Source organism: Hymenobacter norwichensis DSM 15439, from assembly GCF_000420705.1.
GTDB classification, from domain to species: Bacteria; Bacteroidota; Bacteroidia; order Cytophagales; family Hymenobacteraceae; genus Hymenobacter; species Hymenobacter norwichensis.
On sequence record NZ_ATVL01000007.1, the window covers coordinates 1,143,848 to 1,156,132 of the forward strand.

A 12,285-nucleotide genomic window follows, 5' to 3' on the forward strand; every position below is an offset into this window, starting at 1 on the left:
GTTGATTTGTGGGAAAACACATGCTGTGTTGGGGGGATTTATTTTGTGGGTTGTGCAGGTTGCGTAGCAGCAGCGGCCCGGCGAGCTTGCCAGTCCTTGCCGGCCTGGTTCATATCGATGCCAGCCGCCGAGAGATAATTGTTGATTTTGCCTTTGTACTTGCCAAACCAGGCGTGCTTCTTCTCCGAGGTGCTGGCATCCATGGCGTGCTCCCGAGCTTCATGCAGCCAGGCCAGCATCTGCGCTTTTTGGGCTTCGGTCAGGGTGGGCAGCATGTCGTTGTAGGCGCGCATGGTGTTGGGCGCCACGCTGTAGGTCATGCCATCCTTCACTTTTTCAACTTGAGCCGCCGTGAGGTGGCGCTCCAGCTTTTTGAGGTATTGGGCGTGCAGCTTGTCGAGGGCCACATTGGTAGTGTTTTCCACTTTCGCCAATTCTGCCTTGGTGGCATCATCCTGCGGCTTTGCCTTCAGCGCCGTAACCTGCGTTTTCTGTTTCTCGTGAATCTCGTTGAGTGCCCGATACTGACCAGCAATAATATCTCGAACCTGCCCGCTAGCTTTTGCGTTTAACTGGCCAAGAGTAGCCACGATCTTGTCGGCCCGTTCCGTGATAGTGCGCGTATAAGCAGCTTCTTTGGTTTCTGTGGGCGGAGCGGTTTGAGCGGCAGCCGGGGCCACAGCAACAACGGATAGAATCCCGGCAAACAGGTAGCTGCGGATGATAGAGTGCATAGGTGAGGAGTAGCTTCAGTGCAGCAGCAATTTACACCCACTCCCAGAGGTAGATATGCACCTTTTAGGCAACTTGTTATACGATCTTATCATCTGGCTTTGGTTGCACGCAGAAAACCCATTTTTAGGATTACCAAAGCACTAATTCATTGGAAATAGTTCGGGTAGAAAGTCGACAATTTAACGGGTAAGTGATGACTCAGCCAGCCTTCTGTATAGTATATAAGGTATAAGTTGTTTTGCTGACAGCAAACGGGGTGCTTTTCTTCTAGCCCGTCTGGAAAATCGACTTCAGATACGCCGTATTGGCTCCAAAATTTCGTTTCACGTTGCGGGCGTCGTTGGCGTCGCGGGAGCGTTCAATCACCAGCCAGCCTTCCCAGCCCATTTCGGCTAGCGTCTGCTTGACCTTGCGCATGTCGAGGCGGGTGTTGTTTTCCAGCCACACGCCGTCCTCGTCGGTGGCGTGCATCTGGCAGATGCGCTTGCGGCCCAGAATTTTCAACTCCTGGTGCAGGTCGCGGCCCTCCTTAAGCGGGTTGGAGAAGTTGAAGTAGATCTGGATGTGTTTAGAACCGATTTCACGCAACAGTTCCACTTCGCCTTTGGCATCTAGGGCGGTTTCGATGCCAACCACCACATCGGCTTTCTGGGCCATCTTGCCCACCACTTTCAGGCGTTCCACAATGGCCGGCCGCAGTTCCGGGTTCTTCACCAAGTTACCCTGGGTGCCGAGCGGTAGGAAAGCCACCTTCACGTTCATGGCCTTCATGGTATCGATGCAGTCTTGCACCATGCGCTGGTAGGTGGGGCGGGTGGCGAAGGACTGGGCGTAGAAGCCCGTCATGGCCAAAGAGCAGATTTCCAGGTTCAGCTCCTTGGCTTTATCAAGAAACTGCTGGCGGATTTCGGGCTTTGCCAGCTGACTATCAAAGGTTTCGCGCTGGCCCAGGCCACCCATGTCAATTTCTACGCCGTCGGCCCCGATGTCCTTGGTGAGCTGTAAGGCCCCCAGCTTCTGCCGCTTCAGAATCATGAGGTCCACTACGGCAATCTTGTAGGTGAGCTTCTTGCTGCGGGCCGAGGAGGCTGACCAAGGCAAGAGCAAACCAGCCGTGAGTAGGGAGCCGGCTTTCAGGAAGTCCCGACGGTTGAGTGGGTGTTGGTGCATGGCGAAGCAGTTAGTAAATACTTACTGATACTATTTCGATTGACAAAGTAGAAGCGGATTCTAAGCTGGCTCCCGTATCGTACAGAAGGCTATTTGCCAGCTTCTGTAGTGGCGGTGGTAGCACTTGTAGCAGCGGCGTTGGTGCGGAAAGGCCGGGCTGGTAGGCCTGCTTTGGAAAACAGATTGGGCTTGGCTACCTCGTCCCAGCCGAAGCGCACAGCCACCGGCTGAAGTACCTCGGACGCGGAAACCAACACGCGCTTGCCTTTGATGCGGGCCTGTGCCTTATGGAATACACCGTCAGCCCCGGCCACTTCAAAATCGGTGAGCGGCTGGCCGTCTTTGCTGATGAGGGCGCTGCCCAAAGACTTGTAGGATATTGTCATCGTGGTGCCCTTCACTTGCAGGTGGTCGAACACCGGGCCACTGGCGGCCACGTTTTTCTGCTTGTACGTATCGGCGAGGGCCAGCCAGGCCAGCCGGCGGCCAATCTTCCACTTGTAAGGGGGGTGAATGTCGTCGAGCTTGGTAACGAGGTCCGTCGTGACGATTAGACCCGTGTGCGGGGTTTGTAGTACGGCTTCCTGCGCTTCGCGGAATTTGGGCAGGGTTTCGCGGGTTAGAGGTACTTTGGTGTCCTTGGATTCCGAGTACTTGAACGGGGCCAGCTGCACGTAGTAGAAGGGCAGCGTTGGGTCGTGCCAGGCGGTGCGCCAATTGCTGATCAGCGTATTCAGCTTGTGGGTGTAGGTGGTGGTTTCGCCCAGGAAGCAGTTGGATTCGCCTTGGTACCACAGGAAGCCGCGCACCGCAAACGGCGCCAGCGGCCGAATCATGGGCTCGTAGAATTTTCCGGGGTCACCGTCCACTTTCTGGCTGGCGTAGTACGGATCCTGCGCAAACGCTTCTTCGGCAATCCAGGGCTCGATGCGGCTGCCCGGAATGGCAGAGGAAATAACCCCGATGGGCACTTTCAGATGGTCGTACAGCTCTTTGGCGAAGAAATACGCCGGCGCCGAAAACGACCGTAAGGCCGAATCCTGCGCGACACTCCAGCCGCGGTGCTGCGGCTCGGGCTTCACCAGCTCCTTCCGGTTCACCAGAAAAATGCGAATGGCCGGGTTGTGGGCGCGCTCCAGTTCGGTAAGCGGACTGGCATCCTCGGTGGCCGGAATGGTCACCTTGCTGTTCTTGCGCATGGTGTACTCCATGTTCGACTGCCCCGAGGCCAGCCACACTTCCCCCACCAGAATATCGTGCAGTTGAATGGTGTTCTGGCCGGTAATCACCAGTTCCGCCGGTTTGGCCGAGGCTGTCAAGGGCTGCAACGTCACCTGCCAATGGCCGTTGGCATCGGTGGTGGTGCGCTGCTGCTGCCCGGCAAACTGCACGGAAACCGCTTCGCCTGGCGTGGCGGTACCCCAAATGGGCAGCGGCTTGTTGCGCTGCAACACCATGTTGTGCCCGAGGATGCGGGGCAGCACCACGTCGGCTTGCGCCGAAGTAGCAAATCCAAGTGCTGCCAGCAGCCCAACTACCTGTGTTTTCATCGTTATTTCTTAACTAACCACACCACATCGGCGCCGGTGGCAGGGCTGTTCAGCGTCACCGACTGCCCGCCTTTCACCATTTCTTTTGAGGCGGTTACCTGACCCGTTTTTGGGTTGATGTGACGGACAGTAAACGTGCCTTTCAGGGCCGATAAATCCAGCTGCACGGGCGCGGCACCGTCGCGGTAGACCACAAATCCCGTTTTGCTGTCACTCAGAGCCCACTGGTTAGCGGGCTTGCCTGGAAGCTCCACCGGGGTCATGGCAGATACGGCAGCAGCAAAACGTGCATCCTCTACGCGTGGCACGCTGGCCAGAGAGCCCCCAGCCAGCAGCGTCGCCCACCCGAAGGTGTCGTAATTGTCGGCGGAGTAGAGCACGGCTTTGTCGGGGAACTGCTGGCGGTACTCGCGCACGGCCCGGTACACCTGCTCGAACGAGCTGCGTTTAGGCTTGAGTAGGCGGGCGTGTTGGCGCGGGGCTAGGTTCTGGCCGCCGGCCGGGGCGTAGGTGCTGCCGTCGAACTGGTAGTGCCAGTAGTTGATGTCGATGACATCGACCACGGCGGCGCGGGCGGGGTCGGCCAGAATGGCGTCCTGCACATCTTTGGTGGTGCTCAGAGCAATGGTGGCTTGGTGGCCGGTTTCCATTTCCCACTCCTTAATGGTATCCAGCCAGAACTGCACGAAGCTGAGCGGCCCGGTGAATTCGGCCCCAATCAAGTGAATGACGCCGGTTTTGCCCACGAAGTTGTTGAGACACTGCCGGATGTAGGCCCGGTGCAGCGGCCGGCGGGTGGCGTCCGTCACGTCGTAGAACTGCTCGGCCATGAAGATGCGCTTGTCTCCGGCGTAGGGGGCAGGCTCGGGGAAGCCGGTGTTGTTGAGGTTGTTGACCGGGCGCCAGGGAAAGTCGGCATAATGGGCGCCGGCCTCGATGATGTTGTGCTGGAAATAATGCTGGTTGAGCAGCACGAGGCCTTTTTGGTCGGCCAGGTCGGCAAACTCGGCCAGGCGGTTCCAGTACCAATGGTTGTACTTGGTGAGGTCGTAGCGGCTGAGGCCGTCCCAGGCGGTGCCCTGGCCGCTGCGGGCGAAGGGCAACTCGTAGAACGGCGGCCATACTTCGCCATCCATGCGCTTCACCCGCTCGTGGTCGTCGCGGCGCCGCTCGTACCACAGGCCGTAGTTGTGGCTGAGGGCTACCACGTTTTGCACGCGCATCGAGTCCGTCATTTCCGGCAAATCGTCGGTGAGGCCGGCGCCGCTCATGCCCGGCACGAAGCGCGTGACGTGGGGCTTGGGGTTGCGCAGGCCGTAGGGCCGGGCGCTGCCGTTCCACCACGGCACGTCCAGCCTGCGGCCCGTTATGAGGGCGTTGCCGCGCGTTACCACGCCGCGCGTTACTTGCAGCGGGGCGGCGTACGTGGGTTTGGCGGCGGGCTTCACCTTCAGCTTGTCGATGCTCGGTGCGGTGGTTTGAACGGCAATCGGCTGCCGGGTTGGGGCGGCCAGAACGAAGGCCCGCACGGTAGGAGCGGCTTCCACCGAGAGTTTCGTTAGTTCCTGCGCTACCGATACAGGCGGACTGCTAGAGGCTTCGGTGGAAATTGGCAGCAGCACGGCGCGGCTGGCTACGCCGGCCCCGAGGCGGTCCTGGAGTTGCGCGTAGTAGAGGCTGCGGGGACGGATATGCTCGTTGGATTGCTCCCAGTGGCCGTTGCCGGCAAACTGTGCCCAGGTGCCAAACGCCCAGTTTTCAGCCGTTGGGGGCTTATAACAATCGACGCGGGCGGCGGTGCACTGCCAGAACACGCTATTGGCCGCGGCCCAGCCAGCGCCCTGGCCGTCCTGCTCCCGGTTGCCGAAACGTAAAGCCTGGCCGTATTCTTTCACAATATCGAACAAGGTGCCCGAAGCCCAACTGTCGATGGCGCCGCTAAAACTGTTGGCATCTTCGGCCTCGCACTGCACGAAGGCATTGGGGCCGGCGGCGCAGTAGCCCACGGCAAAATCGTGGTAGCCCGACTGCGCGTAGAGCCGTTGGAATAGCGTCTGCTGGCCCTTGGTCAAGAAGGTGTTGCGCCGCTCGCCACCGATTTCCGATACGGGCTCGGTGGAAATGCAATCCTCCACGGTCACGCGACGGGCGGTTTCGTGGGCCAGCACCGCCGAGCCGGCAAAGTGCCGAAATACTACTTGGCGCACCCACGCATCCTGCACGTTGTCGAGCACCACGGCCATCCAGCGGTGGTCTTCGTCCTTGGGGTTGGTGGCGTCCACCGTCGATTCCAGCCGCAGATTCTCTATGCCCACTTGCGTGAGCAAACCCGGCCACATGTAGCGGGTTACGGTGCCACCGCCGTAGGTTTTATCGAGCGCCGTAGTGATGGGCGCGTCCAGCGTAAGGCCGTTGGCATCAACGGCCACTACTTGCCGGTCCCAGAACAAGTCGCGCTGGCCGGGTTTCCAGCCCAGCGCCGATTCGCCGCCCCCAAAGCTCTGGGTGCCGAGGGTCTGAATCCAGGTGGCTGTGCTGGGCCGCTGAATGCGTACTCGGTCACCGACTTTGAACCCGGCCGCATTTGCCACTCGCACCGTGCGGGCGTTTACGGGCACGTAGGCATCGGTAATGGCCTGGGCGGTTTCCAGCTTCCGGTCGTTGCGGCCGGTTAGGGTTATCAGGTTGTCGCGCGAGTAACCGGTGCCGATGAGCAGGGTGCCGTCGTCGCCCATGCCGCTGCCGCGCAGCACCACGCCCGAGGCCCGAACCAACAGCCGACCCGCTACTTCGTGCTTGCCTTTGCCCAATAACACTGCGCCTCGGAAGCCATCTTTGCCCAGCGGCAGCCCAGCCACGTAATCCAGCGCCGCCTGAATGCGGGCGGTGGCATCACCAGCCTGCGCGGGTACCAGCACCCGGATGCTCACCATCGGAATAGCTTGCTCGCCGGCCCGGTAGCCGCAGTAGGAGAAGTCGGGCACCCGGTTGCCCAACGAATCGGGCGCGTATACCAGCTTCCCGTCTTTGTCGGCGGCAACGGGTGGCGGCGGCACCGGCTTTTTGGGCGGCTTGCTTTGCGCCAGCACTGGCGCGACGCTAGTTGCTAGTACAATGAATAGTGCAGGAAGGAAGCGTGGTGTGGGCACGATGGGAGCGTGGAGTGGAACGTTCTGGGTGGGGCACCTCACCCCCCGGCCCCCTACGCCGCTTGATGCGCGGAATAAAAAGGAGAGGGGGAGCCTGACGAGTAGAGGTTTCGTACGGGTTGCCCTACTTCAATAAAACTATAAGAACGTCATGCTGAGCTTGCCGAAGCATCTCTACCGCCAAAGTAAATCTGATTACCACTGCGGTAGAGATGCTTCGGCAAGCTCAGCATGACGTTCTAAAGGTGAATAGAGACGCTTACGACGGCTTCACTTCCTTCACGGGCACCACGCTGTTCAGGTACACCTCGATGTTGGTGTAGCCGTCTTTGCCGCGCACCTGGCTGGCGTCGTTGGCGTCGTTGGGGTTCAGCTTGTTCTTCTTTTCGTAGGCGTCGGGCATGCCGTCCTTGTCGGAGTCCTGGTAGGGCTGGCCGGCGTAGGTGGGGTAGCCGCCCACTTGGCTGATGTCGGTGATAATGCCCTGCTTATAGGAGTCGATGGGAAGGCGGCGGTGTTTGAACTGCGTTTCGGGCACTTTTACGCCTTCCGGATACTCGATTTTGCCGGTGCGTACCTGCTTTAGAATGCGGGCGTCCACTGGGTCACGCTTGGGTAGGTTGGCGCCGGCGTTGTCCAGCACGTAGCTGTAGGCCTTTTCAGTGGGCAAAATGGTGATGGTGGGCATGGGCAGCGGCGAGTTTACGCGCATGTCGGCGGTGTACTTGCCGGCATCGGCTAGTTCTTCCACCTGCACGCCGCCGTTCCAGTTGTCCTTGGTCACTCTCTCGTTGCCTTCCATGATGTTGCCATTCACGTAGGCGCGGCCGTACACTTGGTAGCCCAGCTTGCTGCGGCCCGATTCGGGCTTCAGAATGCGGTGGCCCACCGGCGAATCTTTCGGCGTGAGCGGACCGGGCTTGTAGTAGTTGTTGATAATGTTGTACATGGCCCTGTAGTCGCCGCCATCGGTGGAGCGGTGCACCCAGTTGAACATCACATTGTTGGCGAAGTTGAATACGCCGTTCCAGCCAATAGACGGGTTCCGGCCGGCGTTGTCGGCCCACAGGTTGCGCATGAACGTGCAGTTCTCGCCGCCCAATGTGCTGCCAAAGGCGTGGTTCCAAGTGTCCAGCGCCTCCGAGAAGATGGAGTTTTGGATGGTGATGTTCACCGTGCCCAGCTTCTGCTCGGCAATGCCGGTGCTGTCGTTGTACATGTGGCGGTATATCGACATGTTCTCGTCGAGGCCCCAGCTAGCCGAAACATGGTCAATCATGATGTTGCCGACCGGGTTGCCCCCGATGGCATCGTCGCGGCGGCCCACGTTGGTTTCGCCGCGGCGGAAGCGCATGTAACGAATCACCACGTCGTGCGTGTTCAGCCACACCGATTCGCCGGCCACGCACACCCCGTCGCCGGGCGCGGTCTGCCCCGCAATGGTGATGTAGGGCGCCCGGATAATGAGCGGGCTTTTCAGCCGAATAATGCCGGCCACGTTGAATACTACGATGCGTGCCCCGCCTTGCTCGCAGGCCTCACGCAGGGTGCCAGGGCCGCTGTCGGCGAGGCTGGTTACCACGTACACCTTGCCACCGCGCCCGCCAAACGAGTACGCGCCGCCACCCTCAGCCCCCGGAAATGCCGGTATCGGCGACTGCGGCAAATCAATCGGGCGAGCGGCCCACGGAATGTAGGGCTTGCCATTCTTGTTGTCGCGCTCGATGATGGGCAGCGCCTTGGCCCAGGCAATATCCGATTGCCGCTGGGCCTCTTTCATCATGTCGTTGGTAGCTTTCTGGACATCAGCCGGAATCTGCGGATACTGCGCCAGAGCGGCCTGTTGCGTGGCAAGAGACACTGCCAAACCGAGAAGAGGACGAGCGTATTTTTTCATGAGGTGGGTAGGATTTAAACCGCAGCTAAGTAACAAGACAAAAACAGCCCCTACCTATACCATTTTTTCGACCCTGTGTAGGATGTTATCATTCCACGTAGCGGCACTGCGTTATTCACTATTTCAAGCCTAAATCACCCCAAATGCTAGGGGTAGTTGCACCAGTAGGAGCCGGTAAATCCGCAGTGGAAACCGGGAATCTATATGGGGGAAGCGCCATATTATGGTGCCTAGCACCTTGGGGCTATACTATATAAGGAGCGGTGGGAATGATTCAGGCTCGTAGAAGCTGCCTCTTTTGAGCATCTAAAGCGCCGAAAGCAATCCATTGCAACGCCGCCGGAGCGGCTGGGGTACCGTGGCAATATGCTATAAGAGGCGGAGAAGATGGTATAAGGCCAGCGCGGGCAGTCCGTATAACTTTGATGAGGTAAAATACTCTCTTAACCTCAAGATTAACTTAGGAACCTGCCGATGCGTTGGAGTTTGTGGAAGTGCCTCGCAACTAGTTGTTTCCTGATTGGCTGCCTGCTGCTTTCCGCGCTCGGCGCGCTTGCCGCCCCCGCAAAGCCCGCTGAAACCCGCACCATCGTGCTGCCCAAAAAGGCCCACCCGCGCCTGCGCTACGGCGCCGAGCGGCTGCTGGCGGCTCTGCAAGCGGCTGGCTACAAGGCCAGTATCACCGAGCAAGACAAATCCAGCGGCAAGAGCAACCAGATTGTCATCGGCCGCGCCACCGACGCGCTGCTAACCCAGGCTGCCACCGCCTACCACGCCACGCCCGGCCAAGCGCCCGGCAAAGAGGGCTTCACCATCACCTCGGCTGATAAAAACAACGTCCTCATCAGCGGCACCGACAACTCGGGCGTGCTTTATGGCTGCCTGGAACTAGCCGAGCAGGTGAAAGCGCAGGGCAAAATAGGGGAGAAGCTGGCCGTGAAGGAGCAGCCCGAGATGGTGATGCGCGGTGCCTGCATCGGTATTCAGAAGCCGTATTACCTGCCGGGCCGCACTGTGTACGAGTATCCGTACACGCCCGAAGTGTTTCCCTGGCTCTACGATAAAGCCTTGTGGGTGAAGTACCTCGACATGCTGGCCGATAACCGCATGAACTCGCTCTACCTCTGGAACGGCCACCCGTTTGCCTCCCTGGTGCGCCTCAAGGACTACCCCTACGCAGTGGAAGTGGACGATGCCACCTTCAAGAAGAACGAGGAACTATACCGCTTCTTAACTGAGGAGGCTGATAAGCGCGGCATTTGGGTAATTCAGATGTTTTACAACATCCTTGTTTCCAAACCCTTCGCCGAGCATCACAACATCAAAACCCAGGACCGCGCCCGGCCCATCACCCCACTCATTGCCGATTACACTCGCAAGTCCATTGCTGCTTTCGTGGAGAAGTATCCCAACGTCGGGCTGCTTATCACGCTGGGCGAGGCCATGGAAGGCGCCGGTCAGGACGACGTGGATTGGTTCACCAAAACCATTATTCCCGGCGTGCAGGACGGCCTCAAGGCCCTCGGCCAGCAGGAGCAGCCACCCATCGTGCTACGCGCCCACGACACCGACGCGCCCCGTGTAATGGCCGCCGCGCTGCCGTTGTACAAGAATCTGTACACGATGGCTAAGTACAACGGCGAGGCCCTTACCACCTACACGCCGCGCGGCTCTTGGGCTGAACTGCACCGCAAGCTCAGCGCCATTGGCACGGTGCATGTAGAAAACGTGCATATTCTGGCCAATCTGGAGCCATTCCGCTACGGCTCTGCCGATTTTATTCAGAAGAGTGTGCAGGCTATGCACAGTGTGTACGGCGCCAACGCCCTGCACATTTACCCACAGGCTTCGTACTGGGACTGGCCTTATACCGCCGACAAAGCCCCCGAGCGCCTATTGCAACTTGACCGGGACTGGATGTGGTATAAGGCCTGGTCGCGCTACGCTTGGAAAGCCGACCGCCCCCGGCCGGCCGAAGTGAACTACTGGGGCCAGCAGCTAAGCACCAAGTTTGGTACCGACGAAGCCGCCGGCAAGCAGGTGCTGGAAGCCTATGAGCAGGCCGGCGAAATCGAGCCGAAACTGCTGCGCCGCTACGGCATCACCGACGGCAACCGCCAGACCCTAACGCTGGGTATGCTTATGGGCCAACTTATCAACCCTAAGCGCTACGGCGTGTTCACGATGATGTATGAGTCGGAAGCACCGGAGGGCGAGATGATTATCGAGTACGCCGAAAAAGAGGCCAAAGGGCAGAAGCACATCGGCGAGACGCCGCCCCAGGTGGCCGACGAAGTGCAAGCGCATGGCAAAGCCGCCGTAGCCGCCATTGAGCGCGCCGCCCCATCGGTGACGAAAAACCAGGCAGAGTTTGCGCGCATCAAAAACGACATGTATTGTCAGGCCGTGCTGGCTGATTTCTACGCCGAGAAAGTGCGGGCTGCTTTGCGGGTGCTGCGCTACAAATACAGCAAGAACGTAACCGACCTGGAGCAGGCCGTGCCCGCGCTAGAACGCAGCGTGCAGCACTGGCAGAAAATGGTGGACCTTACCAAAGACACCTACCTCTACGCCAACAGCATGCAAACCGCCCAGCGCAAAATCCCGATGCGCGGCGTAGATGCCACCTACATCACCTGGGCCGAGATGTTGCCCGTGTACCAGCGGGAGCTAACCAACCTGCGCCACAGCATCGACTCATTGAAAGCAGTAAAGGCGCTGCCCGCCTCGCAGAAGTTAGTGGTGCTGCGCAACACCCCCGTTACGCTGCTCACCAAAGCCGGGACCTACTCGGTAGCGGCCGGACAGTCGGTTTTTGCTGATACCACCGCCCAGATTACCGCCCTCGCGCCCGAGCTGGCGGGCCTGAAGGGCGTACGCCTTAGTGCTTCCCAGCAGCGGAAGAACGGCACGGAGCTGCGCTTCACGACTGCTAAGCCAGTACAAGTGGTAGTGGGCTATTTCAACAAGAAAAGCCCGCGCTACCTGCCCGCGCCGCAATTGGAAATCGACGCCAGCGCCAACGACTATGGTCAGGCCGACGTCAAGATTGCCAACGGTTTGGTGGTGGCCGGGCAGCCGCCTGTGAATGTGCACGTCTATTCCTTTAAAGCGGGTACCCACACCCTCAACCTAAGCCGCGGTGCCTGCCTGATTCTGGGCTTCGTGGATGCCAGCCAGCCGCTACCAGCCTACAATGCGGGCCTCGGCAGCAACGGCGAGCAAACCAAGGAAATCGACTGGTTATTTCAGTAATAGAAATAGAAATAGAATGAATAATTCAGTATTGAAAACTAGAGCTAGTGACTAGTTTCCCTCCTTTTTTCAAGGAGGGGTGCCCGGAGGGCGGGGTGGTAAAACCGTTAGAACGACAACTAGCTCTAGCTTTCTAATTCCAGCAAACCACCCCGCCCTCCGGGCACCCCTCCTTGAAAAAGGAGGGGAGTTAGCCTCTAATCTTAGAGTAAAACGCACTAGAAAGTAGCATATGCTCTCACGCACCACAGCACTTTTACTTTCCCTCGGACTACTTGGCGGCGCTAGCTGTAACTCCACGAAGTCAACCACCCAAACCACATCCGCGCGCCCGGTACTTACCACCGATGGCCTGCGTGCCAGCGTGGCCCGCTTCAACGCGCTGGACAAGGAGGACGTTATCAACCTGGTGCCCAACGCGCAGACCGCCGACTGGATGGCGGCGCAGGTGCCGCTGTTCGAGTGCCCCGATTCGGTGTTGCAGCAGATCTACTACTACCGATGGTGGACCATGCGCAAGCACCTCAAG

General features: G+C 59.2%; 6 protein-coding genes and 1 pseudogene. 2 read left to right on the top strand and 5 right to left on the bottom strand.

Going from position 1 to position 12,285, the window contains the following annotated elements; translation table 11 throughout:
• Window positions 1–38 precede the first annotated feature (38 nt).
• From G536_RS27450 to G536_RS0110995, 5 genes are all read right to left on the bottom strand, one after another.
• On the bottom strand, window positions 39–734 hold the full coding sequence (locus G536_RS27450; RefSeq protein WP_022823647.1) for a DUF3826 domain-containing protein: 696 nt from the start codon (window positions 732–734) through the stop codon (window positions 39–41).
• 268 nt (window positions 735–1,002) lie between these two features.
• Window positions 1,003–1,905: a TIM barrel protein gene (locus tag G536_RS0110980; RefSeq protein WP_022823648.1), complete on the bottom strand. Its 903-nt coding sequence runs from the start codon at window positions 1,903–1,905 to the stop codon at window positions 1,003–1,005.
• 89 nt (window positions 1,906–1,994) lie between these two features.
• Complete coding sequence (locus G536_RS0110985) at window positions 1,995–3,455, bottom strand: sialate O-acetylesterase (RefSeq protein ID WP_022823649.1); 1,461 nt, start codon at window positions 3,453–3,455, stop codon at window positions 1,995–1,997.
• A gap of 2 nt (window positions 3,456–3,457) precedes the next feature.
• The gene (locus tag G536_RS0110990) at window positions 3,458–6,604 is read right to left on the bottom strand and encodes a DUF6298 domain-containing protein (protein ID WP_051166903.1); all 3,147 of its coding nucleotides are present in this window, start codon (window positions 6,602–6,604) and stop codon (window positions 3,458–3,460) included.
• Between the two features lie 259 nt (window positions 6,605–6,863).
• Window positions 6,864–8,501 carry a pectate lyase family protein gene (locus G536_RS0110995; protein ID WP_022823651.1) on the bottom strand — a complete coding sequence of 546 codons (1,638 nt, stop codon included), beginning with the start codon at window positions 8,499–8,501 and terminating at the stop codon, window positions 6,864–6,866.
• Window positions 8,502–8,975: 474 nt separating this feature from the next.
• On the opposite strand from G536_RS0110995, the gene G536_RS0111000 reads away from it, so the two are divergent.
• Window positions 8,976–11,756, top strand: coding sequence for an alpha-d-galacturonidase (locus tag G536_RS0111000; protein WP_051166904.1), 2,781 nt, complete (start codon window positions 8,976–8,978; stop codon window positions 11,754–11,756).
• Between the two features lie 232 nt (window positions 11,757–11,988).
• Window positions 11,989–12,285 (top strand): annotated as a pseudogene (locus tag G536_RS32155) (hypothetical protein); the annotation flags it as partial.

Coding starts and splice junctions, on each gene's coding strand:
- G536_RS27450 (WP_022823647.1), bottom strand. CDS start 734: ATGCACTCTATCATCCGCAGCTACCTGTTTGCCGGGATTCTATCCGTT.
- G536_RS0110980 (WP_022823648.1), bottom strand. CDS start 1,905: ATGCACCAACACCCACTCAACCGTCGGGACTTCCTGAAAGCCGGCTCC.
- G536_RS0110985 (WP_022823649.1), bottom strand. CDS start 3,455: ATGAAAACACAGGTAGTTGGGCTGCTGGCAGCACTTGGATTTGCTACT.
- G536_RS0110995 (WP_022823651.1), bottom strand. CDS start 8,501: ATGAAAAAATACGCTCGTCCTCTTCTCGGTTTGGCAGTGTCTCTTGCC.
- G536_RS0111000 (WP_051166904.1), top strand. CDS start 8,976: ATGCGTTGGAGTTTGTGGAAGTGCCTCGCAACTAGTTGTTTCCTGATT.